Origin of the sequence: Streptomyces endophytica, from assembly GCF_026153355.1 — a bacterium.
Taxonomy (GTDB): Bacteria; Actinomycetota; Actinomycetes; order Streptomycetales; family Streptomycetaceae; genus Streptomyces; species Streptomyces endophytica.
On the sequence record NZ_CP110636.1, the window covers coordinates 3,528,941 to 3,551,084 of the forward strand.

A 22,144-nucleotide genomic window follows, 5' to 3' on the forward strand; every position below is an offset into this window, starting at 1 on the left:
GGCTCATCGGGCAGAGGTCCCTTCCAGAGTGCGAACGGGCAGGGTCGGTCCTGCCAGCAGCGTCAGATCCGGCTTGACCTGGTCGCGCTCCGGGACGAAGCGGACGGACGGGTCCGGCGCGCCGGGCGCGTTGACGAACGAGACGAAGCGGCCCAGCCGTTCGGGGTCGGCGAGGGTCTCGGCCCATTCGTCGCGGTAGTGGGAGACATGGGCGGCCATCAGCGCCTCCAGCTCGTCGCACAGCCCGAGGGAGTCGTGCACGACGACGTCGCGTACGTGGTCGAGGCCGCCCTCGATCCGCTCCAGCCAGGCGGAGGTGCGCTCCAGGCGGTCGGCGGTGCGGATGTAGAACATCAGGAAGCGGTCGATCAGCCGGATCAGTTCGGCGTCGCTCAGGTCCTGGGCGAGCAGATCGGCGTGGCGCGGGGTGGCGCCGCCGTTCCCGCCGACGTAGAGGTTCCAGCCGCCGGCGGTGGCGATCACGCCGAAGTCCTTGCCGCGGGCCTCCGCGCACTCCCGTGCGCACCCGGAGACCGCGGACTTCAGCTTGTGCGGTGCGCGCAGCCCCCGGTAGCGCAGCTCCAGATCGATCGCCATCCGGACGGAGTCCTGGACGCCGTAGCGGCACCAGGTCTCGCCGACGCACGACTTCACGGTGCGCAGCGCCTTCCCGTACGCGTGGCCCGACTCGAAACCGGCGTCCACCAGGCGCGCCCAGATGGCCGGCAACTGGTCGACCCGGGCACCGAAGAGGTCGATCCGCTGGCCGCCGGTGATCTTCGTGTAGAGGCCGAAGTCGCGCGCCACCTCGCCGATGACGATGAGCTTCTCCGGGGTGATCTCACCGCCGGGGATCCGCGGCACGATCGAATAGGAGCCGTTCCGCTGGAGGTTGGCGAGGAAGTGGTCGTTGGTGTCCTGGAGCGCCGCCTGCTCACCGCCCAGCACGTAGCCGTCGGCCCCGACCGCCGGCGCGAGGGAGGCCAGCACGGAACCGATCGCGGGCTTGCAGATCTCGCAGCCCTCGCCGCCGCGCGCCTCCTCCCGGCCGTACGCGTCCAGCAGTTCGCCGTACGAGGTGATCCGGCGGACCCGGACGATCTCGTAGAGCTCGGCACGGGTGTGCGGGAAGCAGCCGCACAGGCCCTGGTCCTCGGACTGCGGCAGCAGCTGGCCGATCAGCTTCACGCAACTGCCGCAGCCGGTACCGGCCTTGGTGCACTGCTTGACCTCGGGAAGGGTGGCGCACGCCTGGATGGCGTCCTTGGTGACGTTGTGGCAACTACAGATCACCGCGTCGCCGGGGAGCGCGTCCGGGCCCAGCGCGGCGCCGCCGCCCTCCGCGAGACCGGCCGGCAGCACCAGCTGCTCGGGCGCCACCGGGGGCACCGTGCCGGTCAGCGGGCGCAGCGTGCCGTACGCGTCGGCGTCGCCGACCAGCACCCCGCCCAGCAGCGCGCCGTCGGCGCCGATCACCAGCTTCTTGTAGACGCCGCTGCGGGCGTCGGAGTAGACCACGTCGAGACAGCCGTCGGCGGCGCCGTGCGCGTCACCGAAGGAGGCCACGTCCACGCCGAGCAGCTTCAGCTTGGTGGACAGGTCCGCGCCGGTGAATCCGGGACGCTCCTCGGCGGGCTCCGTCGTCCCCTCGGTGAGGGCAGCCGGCTCGGACAGCCGCTCGGCGAGGTCCGCGGCCGCCACCCGGGCCATGTCGTAGCCCGGCGCGACCAGCCCGTAGACCCGGCCGTCGACGGCCAGCGCGCACTCGCCGATGGCGTAGACGGCGGGGTCCTCGGTGCGGCACTGCGCGTCGATGACGATGCCGCCGCGCTCCCCGACGGGCAGCCCGCAGTCCCGGGCGAGCTGGTCGCGGGGGCGGACGCCGGCCGAGAAGACGACCAGGTCGGTGTCGATGCGGGAGTCGTCCGACAGGCCCATGGCGGTCACCGCCCCGGCCTCGTCCGCGACGATCTCCTTGCCGCCGACGCCGGTGTGGACCGTGAGGCCCATCTCCTCGACGGTACGGCGCAGCGCGCGGCCGCCGCCCTCGTCGACCTGGAGCGCCATCAGCCGCGGCGCGAACTCCACGATGTGGGTGCGCAGTCCGAGGCCCTTGAGCGCACCGGCCGCCTCCAGGCCGAGCAGTCCGCCGCCGACCACCACGCCGGTGCCCGCGTTCTTGGCGTACTCCTCGATGGCCAGCAGGTCGTCGAGGGTCCGGTAGACGAAGCAGCCCGCACTGTCCTTGCCGGGCACCGGCGGGACGAACGGATACGACCCGGTGGCCAGCACCAGGGCGTCGTAGCGCACGGTCCGCCCCGAACGTGCGGTGACCGTACGGGCGGCCCGGTCGACGCCGGTGGCCGGGTCGCCGAGGAGCAGTTCGATGCCGTGCCGGGCGAGGAAGTCCGGATCGGTCAGGCTCAGATCGTCGGCGCTGCGGCCGGCGAAGTACGAGGTCAGCTGGACCCGGTCGTAGGCCGGTCGGCTCTCCTCGCACAGGACGACCACCCGTGCCCGTTCGGTGACACCGCGGTCGGCGAGCTCTTCCAGGAAGCGCTGGCCGACCATGCCGTGGCCTATCAGGGCGATGGTGGGGGCGGTGTCCGGTGAGGTTGCCGGTGCGGCGTCCGGGAGCGATGGAGTGGAGGTCATGGTCGTCAGCGTGCGGTGCCGCTGTTACCCGCCGGCATCTGGTCTGTTTCCCGGGCGGAACGCCTGCCTCAGTGCGGCGGTGGGGGGCGTGTGAGGCGGGGCGCCCCGGTGAGTACCCCTACTCATGCCGGTCTGGGGTCCGCCCGCCATCATGGGCGCATGAAGATACCGGGGACACCTACGGCGGCCGCCGCCGTCCTGCCCGTGGCCTTACCGGTCGCGGTGTGGGGGCTGCTGGGACAGGACGACTACCAGGGCGTACCGCCGTCCCGGCTGGACTATTTCGTCCGGCCCCCGGAGCTGCCGCCCGGCCTGGACACCGCGCTGGGCGTGCTGGCCCTGACCGCCGTGGTGGTGAGCGCGGTGGCGCTGGCCCGTGCCACCTGTCACCACGCCTTCGACCGCCGCTGGTGGCAGGTGCTGTCCCCGCTGCTGGCGGCCGGGCTGCTGGCCGGCTGGGGATGGCGGGTGCTGACCGCCGGGACGATCGGCGCGAACATCGGGGCGGGCGTCGTCCTGATGGCCTTCGGCCCGGTGGTGGCCGCGCTGGTGCTGGCCGCCGCCGGCCGCGGGATCTGGCTCGCCCGGCACTCCGGTTGAGTACGACCCTGACGGGCGCCGCGGGCTCCACGGGCCCCGCGCCCCGGGCCCGCACCCTGCGCACCGTCCTCACCGCGCCCTTCCGCCCCCGCGGCCTCGCCGCCGTGGCCCACGCCCTGCTCGCCGCGCCCCTCGCGCTCTGCGGACTGGTCCTGGTACCGGCCGGGCTGGCGCTGGGCGCGGTGCTGTCGTGGACGGCCCTCGGGCCCTGGCTGCTCGCGCTGACCGTACGCGGTGCCCTCGCCCTGGGCGGGCTCCAACTGACCCTCGTGCGGCTCCTGTTGGGCGTGGACATCGAACCGGCGGGGCGGCGCGTCGCGCGCGGGGCGTTCGGCTGGCGTCGCGCACTGCTCGGCGACCCGGCCGGCTGGCGGGCCGTCGCCGCCGCGCTGCTCGCCCCGTTCACCGCCCTGCTCCCGCTGCTCGCCGTCCTGGTCGGCTACGTCTACGGCCTGCTGGCGCTCGCCCACCCCGTGCTGCGCCGCTGGAACTACGTCACCCTGCACGGCGCGGACGGCTCGGTGCGCCGGGTGTCGCTCCAGATCCACGGTGTGGAGTTCGACAGCTGGCCGCGCTGGACCGTGGTGGTCGCCGCCGGGGCGCTGCTGGTGCTGCTCGCGCCCTGGCTGGTGCGCCGGGCGGGCGCCCCGCACCGGCTGCTGCTGCGCGCCCTGCTGGGGCCGAGCGCCGCGGAGGCCCGTATCCGCACCCTGGAGGAGACCCGCGCGCACGCCGTCGACGACGCCGTGGCCACCCTCCGCCGCATCGAACGCGATCTCCACGACGGCACCCAGGCCCGGCTCGTCGGCCTGGGCATGCACCTCACCCTGATCCGCGAACTGATCACCCAGGACGCCGACCGGGACCGGCTGCTCGCCGTGGTGGAGACGGCCCGGAGCAACGCCACCCAGGCCGTCACCGATCTGCGCCACCTCGTCCGGGGCATCCATCCGCCCGCGCTCGACCAGGGCCTGGAAACCGCGCTGGCCACCCTCACCGCGGACGCCCCGCTGCCGGTCGCCCTGCACACCGCCCTCGGCCCGCGCCCCTCCCCGGCCCTGGAATCCCTCGCCTACTTCTGCGCGGCCGAACTCCTCGCCAACGCCGTCAAACACAGCGGCGCGTCCCGGGTGACGGTGGACGCACGGACCGCGGGGCCGCGGTCGGGGCCGGGGCCGGGTGCGGGACCGGGGCCGGAAGGTGCCGCCGCCCCCGAGGGGGCCCTCCTGCTGACCGTACGGGACGACGGGCACGGCGGAGCGGTGGTCGGCGCGGGCACCGGCCTGACCGGGCTGCTGGGCCGGATCCGTACCGTCGACGGCACGCTGACCTGCGACAGCCCGCCCGGTGGCCCTACGGTGATCACCGTCCGCCTCCCGTACCCGGCAACCGGCCGGGCAGCCACATGACGGCGGGCGGGGCAGACACGACGACCCGACGGGGGACCCCATGCGCATCGTCATAGCCGAGGACTCCGCGATCCTGCGCGAGGGCCTGGTCCAGCTGCTGGAGCTGCGCGGGGTGACCGTCGAGGCCGCCGTGGCGGACGCCGAGGCGCTGCTCGCGGCGGTCGCCGCCCACCGCCCGGACGCCGCCGTGGTGGACATCCGGCTGCCGCCCGGCCATACGGACGAGGGCCTGCGGGCGGCCGTCCGGCTCCGCCGCGACCACCCCGGTACCGGCGTGCTGATCTTCTCCCAGTACGTGGAGACCGCCTACGCCGACCGGCTGTTCGGCGCGGGCTTCGCCGGCGTCGGCTACCTCCTCAAGGAACGGGTCATGGACATCGGCGAGTTCGTGGCCGCCCTCGAACGGGTGGCGGCCGGCGGCACCGCGCTGGACCCGGACGTGGTGTCCCAGCTGTTCGGCGCGAGCCGCCGGTCGCGGGCGCTGGACGCGCTCACCCCGCGCGAGCACGAGGTGCTGTCCCTGATGGCGCAGGGCCGCACCAACCAGTCCATCGCCACCGCCCTGACCGTCTCCGAGCGGGCGGTCGAGAAGCATGTCGCCCATGTCTTCGCCAAGCTCGGCCTCCCGCCCTCGGAGACGGACCACCGCCGGGTGCTCGCGGTACTGCGCTACTTGGAGGCCGCGGGCCCCGCCGGGGTGAGCTGAGCCGGGCACAGCCGGCGCGGCTGCGCGTCGGTGCGCAGCTTGGCGTCGACGCAGCCGCCGGGCAGCCCGTCGTGGGCGGTGCGGCCGAAGTTGGCGGTGACGGTCAGGGTGCCGTCGCCGAAGACCGTGCGCTGGACGGTGCGGTCGCCGGTCAGCCACCGGAAGGACGTCATCCGCTCGGTCCCCGCGGCCCGGTGCAACGGCGCGAAGTACCGCTGCAAGGCGGCGAGTTCACTCCCGTGCTCGGCCAGCGAGGTCCCGTCCAGGACATAGTTGAGCGGCGTGTTGTAGAGCATGGCCAGCAGCGCCCGGGTGGTCTTCTGCGCCGGCAGCTTCTCGTACGACAGCTCCCAGCGCTCGGCGTTGACCAGCGAGCCGTGCAGCGCGGTCTCGTACAGCGGCACCCGGTACGCGGGGTCGTACATCGCCTTCGCCAGGCCGGCCGGCAGTCGCACCGGCTTGAAGAACGCCTTCGGCGCGTTCTCCGGGAAGTAGCCGCCCCAGGTCGGCTTGTCGCGCTCCAGCTTCCACAGGCCGTCGGCGACCGGGGTGCCCGAGCCGTGGTCGTACGCGAGCACCTCGTTGGCCCACGGCTGGGCCGACTCGGAGCCCAGCACGAAGTCCCGGGACAGGCGCCGCATCCGGGCCAGCCGGGCGGCGCGGTCGCCCGCCTTCGTCATCTCGTGTCCCGCGGCGTGGTCCCGGAAGACCTCCCCGGTCGCGTCGACGTCGAGGAAGTAGCTGTCCGCCCCGTTGGCGGTCATCGTGCGCGTACGGTCGGCGAGGTAGTGCTTCGTCGGCTCGGCCTTCTCGAAGGCGCGCGAGCTCAGGTAGCAGCCGCGGCCGCCGAAGCCGGTCTCCGGGGTGCCGTCCGCCTTTCGTATACAGAAGTCGGGATACACCCGGTCCGGCCACGCCGAGGTGGGACTGTCGGCGGTCTTCGGGTCCTGCCCGTTGGCGAACGAGTCGTACGGGCCGACGAGATAGCCCGCCTTCTTGGCGGCCCGCACCGCCGCGGCGTCCATCGGGTGGGGCCCCGAGTCATATCCGAGCCACATCCGCCCGACCCCCAGCCGCTTGAGCTTGTCGATCCCGGCGGCGGTCCGCGCCTCCCCCCACACATACGCGTGGAACGCCCCGAGCAGCCTGGCGTTGGCCGGGTTCTTCCGGATCTTCCGCCCCAGACTGCCGAGCTGCCCGTGCTGGGCGAGATACGCCCGGTAGTCGGCCGCCGGCGCGACCGGATCGCCGTCGGTGAGCGCGAACGACACGTCGTACTCCCGGGTGCCTTCCCCGCCGTCAAACGCATGGACGGCGGTACTCCGCAACCGCCCACCCACGGACGCGAACCGCAACGACGTCCCGATGTCCGTCGGCACGAGATAACTCACCCCGTGCCCCCGCCCGCCGGAACTCCCGCCTGCCCCTCGGGAGCCGTCCAGGGCATACCCCCACAACGGCAACGCCAGCTCCGCCCCCACATCCACGCTGCTCCCGGCCAGCCCGCCCTTCTCCGACCCCGCGTTCCAGAACGCGTCCCGCACCGGGATGTCCAGCCCTTCCCCGCGCGGCAGTTGGACGGACGAGGCGGCCCGGTCGGTCCCGGTCACCGGCCAGCTGACCGACCCGTCATGCTCCGACCGCAGCCGGATCCGCAGCCGCCCGTGCTCCACCCCGGCCGTCACCGTCAGCCCCTTCGCGGGATAGCTCCAGCGCGCCCCGTCCGACGTACGCGTCACCGGCCCCGGCTTCCCGAGCCCGCCCCCGGCCGCCTCGGACCACACCATCCGCCGCCCGTCCCCGGCCCGCGCACTGACCGCGAGCGTCCCGGTGTCCACGACGGCGGTACCACCGGCCACGGGCAACTCCAGCTTGCTCCCGCGCAGCGTCCCGGCGGCGGCACTGTCACATCCGCTCAGACCGAGGGCGGCCGAGGCGAGCGCGAGGGACGCGGCGAGCGCCCGAGTGGTCCGGCGGGCCCGCGGCGACCTGCGACGGGCGCCCCGCGAAGGGGAGTTGGGGTCCCCGGAGATCGTGAAAGAAGTCATGGGGACTGGATAGTGAGCGGTCTTAAGAGGCTTCTAAGAACCGCTCTCCACTACGGGGAAACGCTTGCCCCGTCGCCCGCCTCCCGCTCCTCCTCGGACGCCTCCGCCACCCCCGAGGCCCGCGCCCGTGGGAGATCTCTCCGTACAGGGTTCCGTGTCAGGCCGAAGCGAGGCGTCGCGCCGCGAGCTCGGCGTAGAGGGTGGCGCCGTCCGCCAGTACCGCGTCGTCGAACTCGGCCAGCGGGGAGTGGTTGTTGGGGCTGCGTTCCGGGTCGGCGCCGCGGGGCGGGGCGCCGAGGAAGAGCATGGCGCCGGGGACCTCGGCGAGCACGCGGGAGAAGTCCTCCGAGCCCTGGAGGGGCTGCGCCTGCGGTACGTAGCGCTCCTCGCCCAGCGCCTCGCGGACCGCGCCCGCCGCGAAGTCCGCCTCCGTGTGGTCGTTGACGGTGACGGGGTAGACCTCCTGGAACTCCGCGTCCACGTCGACCCCGTAGGCCGCCGCGATGCCGCGGCACACCTCCACGGTGCCGTCCTTGACGCGGGCCTGTGCCGCGTCCGAGAAGCTGCGGACCGTCGCCTCGAAGACCGCGGTGTCCGGGATGACGTTCTGCTTCGTACCGGCGTGGAACGTGCCCACCGTGAGGATCACCGGGTCGAAGACGTCGAAGGTACGGGTGATCCACGCCTGTAGCGCGGTCACCATCGCACAGCCCGCCTGCACCGGGTCCTTCGCGCGGTGCGGCATCGACCCGTGCCCGCCCTCACCGCGCACCGTCACCCGCAACGTGTTGGACGCGGCCATCGCCGTACCGCCGCGGGTCCGGAACACGCCGCTGGGCAGCCCCGCCGACAGCACGTGGATCGCGTACGCCGCGGCCGGCCGCTGCCCGGTCGCGTCCAGCAGCCCCTCGGCGAGCATGTGCCGCGCCCCGTCGTAGCCCTCCTCGCCCGGCTGGAACATGAAGAGGACGTTCCCCGCGAGCCGGTCGCGGTGCGCGCTGAGCAGCTTGGCGGCGCCGGTGAGCATGGTGGTGTGCAGGTCGTGGCCGCAGGCGTGCATCCGGCCGTTGTCGGCGGCGAAGTCCAGGCCGGTGCGCTCGGCGACCGGCAGGGCGTCCATGTCACCGCGCAGCAGTACGGTGGGTCCGGGCCGGCCCCCGCGCAACACCGCCGTCACCGAGCTGAGTCCGTCGCCGGTGCGGACCTCCAACGGCAGCCCGTCGAGCGCGGCCAGCACCGTCTCCTGGGTACGGGGAAGATCGAGCCCGGTCTCGGGGATGCGATGCAGCGTACGGCGGAGCTGGATGAGGTCGTCGGACAGCGCCCGGGCGTCGTCGCGGAGGTTCACGGGGGCTCCTTTCAGGCGCCGAACGTCCCTTGTTTGACGGCTGAGATGAACGCGGTCCAGCCGCTGGCGGGGATGACGAGCGCGGGGCCGTCCGGGACCTTGCTGTCACGGACGGGGACGAGGCCGTGGGGGTGGGTGAGGGTGCGGCTGAACTCGATGCACTGGTCTCCGTCGCTGTAGGACGACTTGGTCCAGGCGAAGTCCCGGGTGAACTCGACGCAGTCGCCGCCGTTGGCGTCGCTGTAGGAGGACTTGACCCATGCGAAGTCTCGGGTGAACTCGACGCAGTCCCCGCCGCTGCCGTCGCTGTAGGACGACTTGACCCACTGGGCGGCTGCGAGATCCAACTCGGGGCTCATGCGCGGTACTCCTTCAGGAGGTTTTTGATCAGGGCTAGTGATCGATCAGGGGATAACGCATGCGCCCTGAGCAGATCATAGTCATCTAGGGCGGCGTCGACCGTTTGTGCGGAGTCATGCATCCTGCCTCCTACCCGGGTCTCTGTGTAGAGCACCGTTGGAGCGTCCGTGAAGCGCAGCACAGTGAACGGTTTCGCGTGCGCAGCCGGGGCGCCGGCTGAGAACGGCAGAACCTGCAGCTTGATGTGAGGCGTCGCTGCTGACGTCAGCAGGTACTCCAGTTGTCCCGTCATGATCGCGGCGCTTCCTACGACCGTGCGCAGACATGCCTCATGCAGGATGATCCACAGAAGCGGAGGAGAAGCCTGCTCGAACACCTCACGCCGCCCTATGCGCGCGGCAACCTTGCCCTCGATACCCTCCGCGGTCGCCTGGGGATTGGAGGTGCGAAAGACGGTGCGTGCGTAGTCCTCCGTCTGGAGAATGCCTTTCACCAGGTTCGCCGAGTAGTCCAGGATGCGCGACGCCTTCCGCTCCAGGTTGAGGTACGGGACGAACCAACTTGGGTGGTCGCCTTCGTCGAGCCTGCGGAGCATCCCTGCGAATAGCTCGCCCGTTCCGAATGCGAGGTCGCAGCCCCTGGCGAACTTCTCGCTCGGCCTCGGCGTCAGCGTGCCGGACTCGACCTTGGACACGTATGCCTCGGAATAGCCCATGGAATGGCCCAGATGCTTCTGCGTGAGCTTGCGCGCCAGACGCACCTGGCGGACATCCCGTCCGAATCGCTGGAGTGGGTTCAAGTTCTCGGGTGAGGTGGTCTCGTCCAACGCTATGACCTCTTGTCATGTGAGCGTGCTGACGTCGCAGCAGGTCGCGAGCTTGAGTGCTGCCGGTCAAGTGATCCGATCCTATTGCCCGTTGCTTTGCCACGGTGACCGAATGGCTACATCCGGTTACCTCATAACGGAGCCCCAGGAGGCCGCTCATGACGGACGACACCCCCACCTCCCCCACCACCTCCACCTCCACCTCCACCCCCCGACTCCTCCCGTGGACGAGCCCGGAAGGGAAGCCCTGCCTCGTTCTCGGGGACGGGACCGGGTTCATCTCCCGGCTCGCGGACGACATCGAGGCGGAGCAGCTCTGCTACACCGCCGAGTTGCGCAAAGAGGCGCGGCGGCTGCTCGACGGGCGGAGCTGGACGACCGGGGAGCTCCAGTTGCTGACGGTCGAGCTGACCGAGGCGCTCGACGCGGTGCACCGGATCGCGGAAAGCCGGGGTGAGCGGCTGGTTCTTAACCAACGGTCAGGCTGTCCTCAAGGCTGCCTTAAGGAACCGGAATTGGGGCCTGACCTGGTGTTTCGCGGTGTCGAACGGCCGTAGTTTGTCGGCCTGTGAGCACCCCCACCCACCCTCGCGCCCGGGACGGCGCCCCGCACTCGTCCCCCGTCCATCCGCTCTACTCGCGGCTGGCCCCCCGGCCCGTATCGACGTCCGTACCGACGTCCGCACCTCCGGCCACGCCGAGGCCCGTGCCGACGCCCGTACCGGCGCCCCCGCTGCGTACCTCGCCGCGGGCCCTGCGGGCCGGGCTGGCGGGTGGTGCGGCCGTGGTCGTCGGGCTCTGGCTCGTGCAGGCGGAGCCCTCGGCGCGGCTCGACGCGCTGTTCGCCACCCTCGCGCACCTCAGCGGGCTGCTCGCGGCGTACGGCGTGCTGGCGATGCTGCTGCTCATGGCGCGCGTACCGGCCGTCGAGCACGGGGTGGGTGCCGACCGGCTGGCCCGCTGGCACGCCCTCGGCGGCCGGTACGTCCTCGGGCTGTGCTGCACCCACGCCCTCTTCGCGCTGTGCGGCTACGCGGCCCACACCGGTGCGGATCTGCTCGCCGCCGCCGGCGGCCTGCTCGGCTACCCGTGGCTGGCCGCCGCGGCGGTGGGCACGGGGCTGCTGGCCGGGGTCGGGGTCACCTCGGCCGCTGCGCTCCGCCGCCGGGTCCGGCACGAGACCTGGCGCGCGGTCCATCTGCTGACGTACGTGGCCGTCGCGCTCGCCTTCGGCCACCAGCTCTCCGGGCCCGATCTGGCCGGCAGCCCGTTCGCCGCCTGGCTGTGGGCGCTGGCGCACACCACCGTCGGCACCCTGCTGGTCTGGTACCGGCTGGTCGTCCCCGTACGGCAGGCGCTCCGGCACGATCTGCGGGTCGCCGAGGTGCGGACCGAGGGGCCGGGGGTGGTCTCGGTCGTCATACGGGGGCGCGGACTGGAAGCATTGCGGGCCGAGCCGGGGCAGTTCTTCCGCTGGCGGTTCCTGGACCGGCGGCTGTGGCGGACGGCGCTGCCGTTCTCGCTCTCCGCGCCGGTACGCGAGGACACGCTGCGGATCACGGTCAAGGCGTGCGGCGACCACACGCGGCGGGTCCGGCGGCTGCGGCCGGGCGTACGGGTGCTGGCCACCGGCCCGTTCGGGGCGCTGACGGCACACCGGCGGACCCGCCGCAAGGTGCTGCTGCTCGCCGGGGGCGTCGGCATCACGCCGATGCGGGCCCTGTTCGAGACCCTGCCGGGCGGGCCCGGCGATCTCACGCTGCTCTACCGGGCGGGCAGCGCCGCGCAGTTGGTGCTGCGCGAGGAGCTGGAGGGGATCGCCGCGGCGCGCGGGGCGGCCCTGCACTATCTGCTCGGCCCGTCCGACGGGCCCTTCGATCCGCTGGCCCCGCGCGCGCTGCGCAACCTCGTGCCGGATCTGGCGGAGCACGACGTCTATCTGTGCGGCCCGCCCGGGATGGCGCGGGCCGCGATCACCGCTCTGGAGCGGGCGGGTGTGCCCGCGTCCCGTATCCACTCCGAGCACTTCACGTTCTGAGCCCCGCCCACTTGAACCACTGGCCGTTGGCCGTTGGCCGCTGGAAGGATCCGTCGTTCATGGCGAAGCACCGCAAGCCACGCAGGCGTCGTGCGCCCCGCGCCTCCCGTGCCGTTCCCGGCCCCGCCCCCGTGCCTGTCCCCGCCTCGGCACCGGCCCCCGTTCCCGTCGCCACCGTACGGGCCCGCCGCCAGCTGGTGGCGTGTCTGGCCGGGGCGAGTGCGCTGAGCGCCACACTGCTGTCCCTGACGGTCTCCCCGGCGGCTCCGCCCGCCCCGGACCGGGCACCGGCCGGCCACAGCGTCCCGGACCCGCAGGCGGCCCTGCCCAGGTGAGCCCGGCCGCGGTCAGGTTCTCGTTCCAGGAAGTGCCACCTGGTAGTTGTGGGCAGGGCTGTCAGCGCCGGGTACGGGGCATCGCCGGCCACCGGACACATCGAGAGACATCAGGCACATCGGGGTGGGACGACATGTACAGCTTCTACGTGTTCGAGGGTTCCTTCTGGCAGGGCGGCGGCGGTTGGGAGCACCTTGAGGTGTGCAGCGACCTCGGAGAGCTCGACGCTTCGGTCGCCTACTACGTGCGTACGGGTTCGTGGGCGGCCGGCGGCGCCTTCGTGATCAGGGTCTACCGGGGCGGGGAGCTCCTGGTGGAAAGGGAGCTGGACCCGTTCGTGACGGTGAAGGTCCCCGGGCTGACGGCGCTGCGGTCCGCAGCGGACCTGGGGGCCAGCGGCGGCGCACCGGAGCCCGGTGGGCGGTATGACGGCATGGACGACGACGCGATCTGGGATGTTCTGCCGCAGGACATCTACGAGGTCGCGGAAGAGTCGCCCGAGGCCATCGAGGTGAGCGTCGACTGGGAAGGCCTTGCTCTGCCGGCCCTGGTCTCTCCCGTGCTGCCGCCCGGGACCGGCGTCGCGATCGACGGGCGCGAGTTGCCCTACGGCCGCACCTCGACCCTGGACGGCTGCATCTGACCCGGCGGACGTCGGCCCCTCTGTTCCGGTGGACGTCGGCCCCTCCGTTCGGCGGCGTTCGTCACCGCGTCCGTAATTGCGGAGCCCGGTCCGCGGCCCGCTTCTTAAGATCAGCCGGTGCCCGCTGACATATCGCTCTTCGCCCTGACCCTGCTCTGCCTGGCCGCGCTCGCGGCGGGCTGGATCGACGCCGTGGTGGGCGGGGGGGGCTGTTGCTGCTCCCGGCCCTGCTGGTCGGCCTGCCGCACACGCCCGCCGCGTACGTCCTCGGCACCAACAAGTCCACCGCCATCGTGGGCACGACGGCCGCCGCGGTCACCTACGTGCGCAAGGCGCCGATCGATCTGCGGACCGCGCTGCGGATCGGGCTGGCGGCGATGGCCGGCTCGCTGGGCGGGGCGTTCTTCGCGGCCGGGATCAACAGCGAGGTGCTGCGCCCGCTGATCATGGCGGTGCTGCTGGCGGTGCTCGCCTTCGTCCTGTTCCGCCCGGCGTTCGGGACCGCCCCGGCGCCGTCCGGCCCGGTCTCCCGGCGGCGGGTGCTCGCCGCGGTCCTCGTCGCCGGTCTGGGCATCGGCTTCTACGACGGCCTGATCGGGCCGGGCACCGGCGCGTTCCTGGTCATCGCGCTCGCCGCGATGCTGCACATGGACCTGGTGACCTCGTCGGCCACGGCCAAGGTCGTGAACGTCTGCACCAACGTCGGCGCGCTGACGATGTTCGCCGTCCAGGGCACCGTGCTGTGGCAACTCGGCGCGCTGCTGGCGCTGTTCAACCTCGTGGGCGGCATGGTGGGTGCCCGGATGGCGCTCAAGCGCGGGGCCGGGTTCGTCCGCGGGGTGCTGGTGGTCGTGGTCGTCGCCCTGTTGTGCAAGCTGGCGTACGACCAGTGGATCGCGGTCTGAGGACGACCGGAGAGTTCGGGGGCGCCCCCGGGAGTCCGAGGGCGCCCCAGGAGAGTCCGAGGACGCTCGCGGGGAGTTCGAGGGCGCCAGGAGGGCCCGCGGACGACGCCGGGCAGGGCGGGGCGGCTCAGAACCGGCAGTGGTACAGCCGCCACGTGTCCCGGATCCCGGGCACCTTGGCCGCGGCCCGGGCGGCCAGCCGGGAGACGGGCGGCAGTTTCTCGATCCCCGGGAGTTCCAGTGCGCTGACGTCCTCGACGATCCTCAGGCGGGGGCTCAGCGCGGCGATCCCCGCGCGGTCGGTGGCCCAGTGCACCCTCGCGCCGGCCTTCCGGAGCACCCGGCTGAGCCGCTGCGTACGGATGGCGACGCTGCCGAAGACGTCGAAGGCCGCCGCACCGTGCGGCGCGTGGACGATCAGCCGCCGCAGCAGCGCGGTGGCGTCCTCCTCGGTGAGGTACATCAACAGCCCCTCGGCGACGATCATCGTCGGCCGGTCCGGGGGCACCTGGGCGACCCACGCCGGATCGGTCACCGACGACGGGACGGCCGTGTAGTCGGCCGCCGGCGCCGGGTACAGCTCCCGGCGCAGGTCGATGACCTCGGGGAAGTCGACGTCGAACCAGCGCACTCCGGGCCCCGGGGCCAGCCGGTGGACGCGGGTGTCGAGACCGCAGCCCAGATGCACCACCACCGCGTCGTCGTGCCGTTCCAGGAACTGTGCCGTCCAGCGGTCCAACTGGCGGGCGCGCAGGGCCACCGTGACGGCGTCGCCGGCGCTCAGCCGCATCGCGTCGAAGTCGGAGTCGATCCGGCGGAGGGCGTCCAGGGCCATGGTGTCGCCGAGGATCGGGTCGGGGGAGAGGCAGTCGACGGCGCGGGCGTGGAGCGTGGGGAGCAGGGTCTCCTTCTCGCCGGTCAGCCGCACCTTGATGCCCGGCCCGCCGCCGTGGGAGCTGCGCCCGGCGGGGCCGTCACTGGACCTGGGACTCGTCATGCTCCACAAGCTACATAAGGTTCAGAAAAACGTGAAGGTAATTGCGCTCATTCATCGCCCTCCCCGCGCCGCCCCCACCGTCTCCGCGCCGCGGATGTCCTCGCCCTTGAACTCCGTGACGGAGGTGAGCAGTACCGCCGAGTCCTCGATGGCCTCCAGCCCGTGCCGCTCCTGCGGGATCACCGCGATCTGACCGGCTTTCAGCTCGGTGCCGTTGCCCGGCCCGGTCAGCCGGACCCGCCCCTTGAGGACCTGCAGGCTCGCCGCCGGTGGCGCCCCGTGCTCGTCCAGTGAGGCCCCGGCGATCAGCGCGATCACGGTCTGCCGCAGCGGACCGTCATGGACGAAGAGATGGGCACTGCGCCCGTGCGCGGAGGCCCTGGCGTCGTCGAGCTGCTGGCGGGTGAGTGCGTCGAGGTCGTCCATGGTGCTGGCCTTTCGCTGCGTGCCGGCGGCTGGCTCCCTTCCATCGTTGCCGCTGTACCAGCGGATGCAACCGGGGAATTCGGCCCCCTGCGTCCGGGTGCGTGCCCCTGCGGGGGGCGGCCCGTCAGCTGAGGGATGATCATCCCGGTCCGTACGATGCGGGCAGCGTCCGTTCGTCCCTCACCGGGTGCCCACCATGTGCCCGCGCCATGTCCCCCACCATGAAGGATGCGCCACCGTGGCCGATCCCACCGACCCGACCTCCCGCACGGGCGAAGCGCCCGTGTCCACCGAGTTCCTGACCGTCATGACCACCACGGACAGCGCGGAGGCGGCCGAGCGCCTGGCCCGCGGCGCGATCGAGGGCCGGCTCGCCGCCTGTGCCCAGGTCGGCGCCCCGGTGACCTCGGTCTACCGCTGGAACGGTGCGGTGGAGACCGCGCGGGAATGGCAGGTCTTGTTCAAGACGTCGCAGGCGCGCTATCCGGAGCTGGAGCGCTACCTCCTGCAGGCGCACGACTACGACACCCCGAGATCATCGCCACCCCGATCACCCGCGGCGGGGCCGGCTATCTGTCCTGGGTCGCAGAGGAGACGAGCTGACGTGGCGCGACACGCGAAGCGGCGGACCCCGGGCCCGCTGCGCACCCCCCTGCTGACCCGCGGCGGCAAGGCCGTGACGACGGCCCTCGGCGTGGCGTTCTGCCTGGCCGCGACGCCGACCGTACAGGCGGCCGAGGGCGCCCGGGGCGCCGCCGCCACCGACGACCGGCCGACGGCCCCGGACGCGCCCTGGACCAGCCGGGACGCCGCCGCCTACTGGACGCCCGAGCGGATGGCCGCCGCCGCACCGGCCGCGGGCGACTCCGCGACCGGATCGGTATCCGCGTCCACGGCCAGGACCTCCGCCGCCGTGGCTCAACTCCCCGCCACCGCCCGGCACTTCGACGGCATCCCGACCGTCGGCGTGCTGTTCTCGGTGGACGGCGATGCCCGGGCCCACCACTGCACCGCCAGCGTGGTGCACAGCCCGCACCGCAACCTGATCCTCACCGCGGGGCACTGCAACCCGGGCGACCGTGCCGCGTTCGTCCCGCAGTATCGTTCCGGCGCCCAGACCCAGCCGCACGGGGTGTGGGCGATCGACCAGTCCTTCGCCTATCCGGACCGCGGCACCACCGGCGACAAGTCCGACCTCGACTTCGCCTTCGCCACCGTCGAGCCCGACGCGGACGGCCGCGCCCTGGAGGACGTCACCGGCGGCAACGTCCTCGCCCCGACGCCCGGTTACAGCAACGACGTCACCGTCATCGGCTACCCCAACGTCCGCAACGACCCGGAGGACCGGGCGGTGCGCTGCGCCACCCACACCTCCCGGCTGAGCGGCACCAGCCAACTCCGCATGGAGTGCGGCGGTTTCTTCGGCGGCACCTCGGGCAGCCCCTGGCTCGCCGGCTTCGACGAGCGGACCGGGACCGGCCGGATCATCGGGCTGATCGGCGGCCTCAACGGCGGCGGCCCCAAGGGCCCGAACAGCGACCGCACCTCCTACAGCCCCTTCTTCGGGGCGAAGATCCTCAGCCTGTACGCCCGCGCGTCCAAGGCCTGAGGCCGGGGCAGGGGCCGGAGGCGGAGGCGCGCGCGGCCCGGCGCAGCGCCTCCGCCACGCCTCGGCGCAAGGCCGCCGGCCTCACCGCAGCGCCCCCGCCGGCCGTGGCGCAGAGCTCCCCCCGGCCTCACCGCAGCGCCTCGGTCACGCCCTTCTCGCGCGGGCCGAGGAACTGCGGATCGGGCCGCAGCAGGGCGTCGGCCGCCGCCTTCCCGGCCGCGAAGATCTCCCGCACACCGCCGTACGCCCAGGTCACATCGCGCGTGGCGGCGACCCCGACCCCGTACGAGTCGATCCCGGCCGCCGTGCACAGCGCCAGCGCGCGCCGGATGTGGAAGCCCTGGCTGACCAGCACCGCCCGGTGCACGCCGAAGATCCGGCGGGCCCGGCTGCAGGAGTCCCAGGTGTCGAAGCCCGCGTAGTCGTTGACGATCTTCCGGGCCGGGACGCCGTGGTGCAGCAGATAACCGCGCATGGCGTCCGGTTCGTCGTAGTCGTGGCGGCTGTTGTCACCGGTGACCAGGACGGCCCGGACGGTGCCCCGTCGGTAGAGCGCGGCGGCCGCGTCCAGCCGGTGGGCGAGGTACGGGGACGGTTTGCCGTCCCACAGGCCCGCGCCGAAGACGATGGCGACCGGTGCGGCGGGGGCGTCGGCGACGGTCCGGACCCGGGGGCCCGCGGTGGCGTTCAGCCAGGTCGCCGGGGCCAGCGCGAGCACCGTCGCGGCCACCACGGCCTGATAGGCGCGGCGTTGCCCGCGCCGGGTCCGCGGCAGCCGCATACGGGACACCCCGCCCCGTATGCGCCGCATCAGCCCTGCCACCGGCTCTCGCATGCCCGCCCCCGTCCCCGTTCCTGTCCGCAAGCGATCGCTTCTGCCCGCGACCGATTGCGTGCGATCGCGCCTGATCGCGACAGTGTTTGCAGGGACCGACGCCCACCGGCCGATGATGGTTGCAGGACCACCTGGCATCGTGGCCGAGGACGCACCGCCGACGACGTGCCCCCGAGCCGCACCGGAGCCCCGCGCCGCACCGCCGAAGCCGAACGGCCCCGCCGCCGATGCCGAACGGCCCTGGAGAGGACCCCACCACCGGGAGGACCGCGCCCCATGTCCACCGAGCCCGAGCGCCTGCCCTTCTTCGTCTACGGAACGCTGCTCCCCGGCCAGGCCAACCACGCCTGGGCGCTCCGCGGCCGGACCGCCCACGAGGAACCGGCCCGGATCACCGGCGCGCTGCTCTACGACGGCCCCGGCTACCCGTACGCGATACCCGGGCCGCCGGACGCGGTGGTGCACGGCGCGCTGGTCCACCCCCGGGCCGCCGACTACGACGAGGTGCGGGCGGTGCTGGACCGGCTGGAGGACTACGCCCCCGGCGACCCGCGGAACCTCTACGAGCGGGTGGTCACCGACGCGGTCCGCCCGGACGGCCGGACCGTACCGGCCTGGGTCTACCTGGCCGCCGCACCGCTCGCCGCCCGCCTGCGCGCGACCGGGACGCCCCTGGCGGGCGGCGACTGGCTGGCCGCCCCCGTGGAGCGCGTCCCTCACCCGGTCGGCTCCGGGGCGCCCCACCACCCCGTGGGCTCCGCGGCTCCCGCGGCTAACCTGGAAGATCCCTCCCGTAGTACGGAGGGCCCTTCACCTACCGCAGAACAGGTCTGACCAGCGTGGCTTCCTCCCCGAACCCCTCCACCGACCGGCCGGCCGCCGGGCCGCTGCCCAAGGCGGAACTGCACCTGCACATCGAGGGCACGCTGGAGCCCGGCCTGGCCTTCGCGCTCGCCCGGCGCAACGGCGTCCAGCTGCCCTACGCCACCGAGGACGAGCTGCGCCGCGCCTACTCCTTCGCGGACCTGCAGTCCTTCCTGGACCTGTACTACGCGCTGATGGCCGTGCTGCGCACCGAGGACGACTTCGCGGACCTCGCGCACGCCTACCTGGCCCGTGCCAAGGAGCAGGGCGTACGGCACGCCGAGATCTTCTTCGACCCGCAGGCGCACACCGCGCGCGGCGTCGCGATCGGCACGGTGATCGACGGCCTGGCCCGGGCGCTGGACGCCGCCGAGGAGACGTACGGCATCAGTACCCGGCTGATCATGTGCTTCCTGCGGGACGAGAGCGCCGAATCGGCCCTGGCCACCTTCGAGGCGGCCCGGCCGTACCTGCACCGGATCACCGCCGTCGGGCTGGACTCGGCCGAGGTCGGGCATCCGCCGGTGAAGTTCCGGGAGGTCTTCGCGCGGGCGAAGGAGGCCGGGCTCAAGTGCGTGGCGCACGCGGGCGAGGAGGGCCCGCCGGCGTACGTCTGGGAGGCCCTGGACGTCCTCGGCGTCGACCGGATCGACCACGGGGTGCGCTCCATGGAGGACGAGCGCCTGGTCGCCCGCCTGGTGGCGGACCAGGTGCCGCTCACGGTCTGCCCGCTGTCGAACCTCCGCCTGCGGGTGGTCGACGACCTCGCGGACCACCCGCTGCCCGCGATGCTGGACGCCGGGCTGCTGGTGACCGTCAACTCCGACGACCCGGCGTACTTCGGCGGCTACGCGGACGACAACTTCACCGCCGTCCGCGACGCCCTCGGCCTCGACGGCGCGACGCTGCGCAGGCTCGCCCGCAACTCCTTCCGCGCGTCCTTCCTGGACGAGCCGACCCGCGAGCGCTACCTGAAGGAGATCGACGCCCACGAGGCGGGCGCCGGCGAAGAGGGCAAGAAGACGGGCCCGGAATCCGGTGCGCCCCGAGGGGCCACCGGGCAGGACGGCGCACACGGGGCGTAGCACCGGCGGAAAGCCGTACGGAACACGGAGTTCCCCGCGGGGAAACCGCGGCGCAACGCCCGGCTGCCACGCTCGGATCATGACGGTGCCGATACCGCAGCCCTCCGCCTCCGCCTCCCCCGCGCCGCTCGGCGCGGGGGACCTCGCCGCCGAGATCACCGCCGAGCTCAGCAGCCGGCTCCGCACGGTCCGGCTGCACGGCTTCCGCCCACCGCGACCCGCCGCCCCCACCCTCGTCGCCGTCGCGCACGGCAGCCGGGACCCGCGCGCCCTGCCGGCCATCCGTGCGCTCCTCGACCGCGTCCGCGCACTCCGCCCCGGCCTCCCCGTACGGCTCGGGCACATCGAGCTCAACCAGCCGCTGCTGGCCGACACCCTCGCGGACCTCCGCGGCGACGCCGTCCTCGTCCCGCTGCTGTTCGGCCACGGCTACCACGTCACCCATGACCTGCCCGCCGCCCTCGCGGCCGCACCCCACCTGACCGGCCGGATCGCCGCCCCGCTCGGCCCGCACCCGCTCCTCGCCGAGGCGCTGCACGGCCGGCTGCTGGAGGCCGGCGCCGCCGCCGGCCACGGGAGCACCGCCGTGGTCCTGGCCGCCGCCGGCTCCCGGGCCGCCCGCTCCGCCCGGGACACCGAGCGCACCGCCCGCCTCCTCTCCGCCCGACTCGGCGGCCTCCCGGTCGTCCCCGCCTACGCCCACCCGTCTCCCGCCACCACCCCGGAACGAGACGCTTCGCGTCACCCCTCTCCGACGGCCGCCGCCCCGACCGTCGCCGAAGCCGTCCGGACGCTGACCGCCGACGGCCACGAGCGGATCGCGCTGGCCGGCTGCTTCACCGCCCCCGGCCGCTTCGCCACCCAGTGCGCGGCCGCCGCCCCCGGCGTCGCCGCCGCGCCCCTGGGGGACCACCCCGCGCTGGCCCGCCTCGTACTGCACCGCTACGACCAGGCGCTCCTCACGTGCACCGGATCCGGCCCCGAGAGCATCAGGGCGGCTACCGTCGCTGTATGACGGGCACACGACCGACCATCACCGGCTACACCGCGGCCGATACCGAACGCTGGGTCCCCGAGCCCGACAAACGCCCGGGACGCACCGCCTTCCAGCGCGACCGGGCCCGGGTGCTGCACTCTGCGGCGCTGCGCCGGCTGGCCGGCAAGACCCAGGTCGTCACCCCCGGCACGCTCACCCACGCCTGGGACGCCAGCCCGCGCACCCGGCTGACCCACTCCCTGGAGTGCGCCCAGGTCGGCCGGGAACTGGGCGCCGCCCTCGGCTGCGACCCCGACCTGGTCGAGACCGCCTGTCTGGCGCACGACCTCGGCCACCCGCCCTTCGGGCACAACGGCGAACAGGCCCTCAACGAAGTCGCCGCGCCCTGCGGCGGCTTCGAGGGCAACGCCCAGTCGCTGCGGCTGCTGGCCCGTCTGGAGCCCAAGCGGTTCGTGCCCGCACCGGACGGCTCGGCGCTCAGCGTCGGCCTCAACCTCACCCGCGCCGCGCTCGACGCCGCCACCAAGTACCCCTGGCCGCGCGGCGCGCACCCGGCCGACCCGGACTCCCCGAAGTTCGGGGTCTACGAGGACGACCGGCCGGTCTTCGCCTGGTTCCGGCAGGACGCGCCCGACGCGGCACGCAGCTTCGAGGCGCAGGTCATGGACTGGTCCGACGACGTGGCCTATTCGGTGCACGACGTCGAGGACGGGCTGCACGCCGGGCACCTCGACCCCAACCTCCTGCTCGCCGACGCCGAGCGCGCCGAGATCTTCGCGGTCGCCGCCGAGCGCTACGCCCCCGGCGCCGGACCCGAGGAACTGGCCGCGGCGCTGGACCGCCTGCTGGAGCAGGAGTGGTGGCCGCACGGCTACGACGGCAGCGCGCTCGCCCAGGCCCGCCTCAAGGACGCCACCAGCCAGCTGATCGGCCGCTTCTGCCTCGCCGCGGAGGGCGCGACGCGCGCCCGGTGGGGGAGCGGCCGGCTCACCCGGTACGCCGCGGAGCTGGTGGTTCCGGCCGAAACCCGGCTGGAATGCGCCGTTTTGAAAGCGGTCGCCGACCGGTACGTGATGCAGCGCCCGGACCAGGAGGCACTGCGCGCGGACCAGCGCGTGGTCATCGCCGAACTGGCCGAGGCACTGCTCACCCGGGCCCCCGACGGCCTTGATCCGCAGTTCCGTTCGCTGTTCGAGGCGGCCCCCGACGACACCGCGCGGATGCGGGCCGTCATCGACCAGATCGCGGCCTTGACGGACACGACGGCCCGCTCCCTGCACGCCCGTCTCACCCGACGGCCCGGTAACGCGCGGGGCAACCCAGGGTGACCCTTGGGGGGAAGCCCCTCTTCCCCCCTCACGCTCCGTGCGGGACGCTCGAACCCCACCGTTTTCGAACGGCCGGCACGGAGAACCCCGCCGACACCGCACACATCTACAGGGGAAAGCACACCGGGA

18 protein-coding genes and 4 pseudogenes are annotated in these 22,144 nt (G+C 73.4%); 14 read left to right on the plus strand and 8 right to left on the minus strand.

What is annotated here, in order from left to right:
* Positions 1-3 precede the first annotated feature (3 nt).
* On the minus strand, positions 4-2,655 hold the full coding sequence (gene nirB / locus OJ254_RS15730; protein WP_279350850.1) for a nitrite reductase large subunit NirB: 2,652 nt from the start codon (positions 2,653-2,655) through the stop codon (positions 4-6).
* Between the two features lie 159 nt (positions 2,656-2,814).
* Between nirB and OJ254_RS15735 the strand changes: the two genes are divergently transcribed.
* Genes OJ254_RS15735 through OJ254_RS15745 form a run of 3 tightly spaced genes read left to right on the plus strand, consistent with a single transcriptional unit; the run spans position 2,815 to position 5,370 of the window.
* The gene (locus OJ254_RS15735) at positions 2,815-3,255 is read left to right on the plus strand and encodes a hypothetical protein (protein WP_265362832.1); all 441 of its coding nucleotides are present in this window, start codon (positions 2,815-2,817) and stop codon (positions 3,253-3,255) included.
* On the plus strand, positions 3,252-4,664 hold the full coding sequence (locus OJ254_RS15740) for a sensor histidine kinase (protein ID WP_265362833.1): 1,413 nt from the start codon (positions 3,252-3,254) through the stop codon (positions 4,662-4,664). The genes OJ254_RS15735 and OJ254_RS15740 overlap by 4 nt, the downstream gene beginning before the upstream one ends.
* A gap of 40 nt (positions 4,665-4,704) precedes the next feature.
* Positions 4,705-5,370, plus strand: a complete 666-nt coding sequence (locus tag OJ254_RS15745) for a LuxR C-terminal-related transcriptional regulator (protein ID WP_265362834.1) — start codon at positions 4,705-4,707, stop codon at positions 5,368-5,370.
* Here OJ254_RS15745 and OJ254_RS15750 read toward each other — a convergent pair.
* From OJ254_RS15750 to OJ254_RS15765, 4 genes are all read right to left on the minus strand, one after another.
* Entirely contained in the window at positions 5,334-7,418 is a 2,085-nt protein-coding gene (locus OJ254_RS15750) for a glycoside hydrolase (RefSeq protein ID WP_265362835.1), read from the minus strand. The two genes, OJ254_RS15745 and OJ254_RS15750, sit on opposite strands and share 37 nt — an antisense overlap.
* Positions 7,419-7,575: 157 nt before the next feature.
* On the minus strand, positions 7,576-8,766 hold the full coding sequence (locus OJ254_RS15755) for a M20 metallopeptidase family protein (RefSeq protein WP_265362836.1): 1,191 nt from the start codon (positions 8,764-8,766) through the stop codon (positions 7,576-7,578).
* Between the two features lie 11 nt (positions 8,767-8,777).
* A complete protein-coding gene (locus tag OJ254_RS15760) occupies positions 8,778-9,125 on the minus strand; it encodes a DUF397 domain-containing protein (protein WP_265362837.1) in 348 nt (115 codons plus the stop codon).
* Positions 9,122-9,952 carry a helix-turn-helix domain-containing protein gene (locus tag OJ254_RS15765; protein WP_265362838.1) on the minus strand — a complete coding sequence of 277 codons (831 nt, stop codon included), beginning with the start codon at positions 9,950-9,952 and terminating at the stop codon, positions 9,122-9,124. The genes OJ254_RS15760 and OJ254_RS15765 overlap by 4 nt, the downstream gene beginning before the upstream one ends.
* 158 nt (positions 9,953-10,110) lie before the next feature.
* Here OJ254_RS15765 and OJ254_RS15770 point away from each other — a divergent pair, with 158 nt between their 5' ends.
* The 5 genes and pseudogenes from OJ254_RS15770 to OJ254_RS15790 all read left to right on the plus strand — a co-directional run bounded on the left by OJ254_RS15770 (position 10,111) and on the right by OJ254_RS15790 (position 13,874).
* A complete protein-coding gene (locus tag OJ254_RS15770; RefSeq protein ID WP_265362839.1) occupies positions 10,111-10,509 on the plus strand; it encodes a hypothetical protein in 399 nt (132 codons plus the stop codon).
* 149 nt (positions 10,510-10,658) lie between these two features.
* Positions 10,659-11,990 (plus strand): ferredoxin reductase family protein, encoded by a 1,332-nt coding sequence (locus OJ254_RS15775; protein WP_265362840.1) that lies wholly within the window; start codon positions 10,659-10,661, stop codon positions 11,988-11,990.
* 131 nt (positions 11,991-12,121) lie between these two features.
* A complete protein-coding gene (locus tag OJ254_RS15780) occupies positions 12,122-12,325 on the plus strand; it encodes a hypothetical protein (protein ID WP_265362841.1) in 204 nt (67 codons plus the stop codon).
* A 134-nt stretch (positions 12,326-12,459) separates the two neighbouring features.
* Positions 12,460-12,969: a hypothetical protein gene (locus tag OJ254_RS15785; RefSeq protein WP_265362842.1), complete on the plus strand. Its 510-nt coding sequence runs from the start codon at positions 12,460-12,462 to the stop codon at positions 12,967-12,969.
* Positions 12,970-13,086: 117 nt separating this feature from the next.
* Positions 13,087-13,874 (plus strand): annotated as a pseudogene (locus tag OJ254_RS15790) (sulfite exporter TauE/SafE family protein).
* A gap of 127 nt (positions 13,875-14,001) precedes the next feature.
* Here OJ254_RS15790 and OJ254_RS15795 read toward each other — a convergent pair.
* Complete coding sequence (locus OJ254_RS15795) at positions 14,002-14,871, minus strand: class I SAM-dependent methyltransferase (RefSeq protein WP_265362843.1); 870 nt, start codon at positions 14,869-14,871, stop codon at positions 14,002-14,004.
* Between the two features lie 51 nt (positions 14,872-14,922).
* Entirely contained in the window at positions 14,923-15,297 is a 375-nt protein-coding gene (locus tag OJ254_RS15800) for a cupin domain-containing protein (protein ID WP_265362844.1), read from the minus strand.
* Between the two features lie 238 nt (positions 15,298-15,535).
* Here OJ254_RS15800 and cutA point away from each other — a divergent pair.
* Both cutA and OJ254_RS15810 read left to right on the plus strand, forming a co-directional pair.
* A pseudogene (gene cutA / locus OJ254_RS31635) lies at positions 15,536-15,900 on the plus strand (divalent-cation tolerance protein CutA).
* Position 15,901: 1 nt separating this feature from the next.
* Entirely contained in the window at positions 15,902-16,906 is a 1,005-nt protein-coding gene (locus OJ254_RS15810; RefSeq protein ID WP_265362845.1) for a trypsin-like serine peptidase, read from the plus strand.
* Positions 16,907-17,033: 127 nt separating this feature from the next.
* On the opposite strand, the gene OJ254_RS15815 is transcribed toward OJ254_RS15810, so the two are convergent.
* A complete protein-coding gene (locus tag OJ254_RS15815; protein WP_423835903.1) occupies positions 17,034-17,741 on the minus strand; it encodes a SanA/YdcF family protein in 708 nt (235 codons plus the stop codon).
* A gap of 276 nt (positions 17,742-18,017) precedes the next feature.
* Between OJ254_RS15815 and OJ254_RS15820 the strand changes: the two are divergent.
* The 4 genes and pseudogenes from OJ254_RS15820 to OJ254_RS15835 form a co-directional block, all read left to right on the plus strand.
* Positions 18,018-18,443 (plus strand): annotated as a pseudogene (locus OJ254_RS15820) (gamma-glutamylcyclotransferase family protein); the annotation flags it as partial.
* 128 nt (positions 18,444-18,571) lie between these two features.
* Positions 18,572-19,597: pseudogene (locus OJ254_RS15825) on the plus strand (adenosine deaminase); the annotation flags it as partial.
* 172 nt (positions 19,598-19,769) lie between these two features.
* Positions 19,770-20,705, plus strand: coding sequence for a sirohydrochlorin chelatase (locus OJ254_RS15830; protein WP_265362846.1), 936 nt, complete (start codon positions 19,770-19,772; stop codon positions 20,703-20,705).
* A complete protein-coding gene (locus OJ254_RS15835; protein WP_265362847.1) occupies positions 20,702-22,015 on the plus strand; it encodes a deoxyguanosinetriphosphate triphosphohydrolase in 1,314 nt (437 codons plus the stop codon). Before OJ254_RS15830 ends, OJ254_RS15835 begins: the two co-directional genes overlap by 4 nt.
* Positions 22,016-22,144 lie beyond the last annotated feature (129 nt).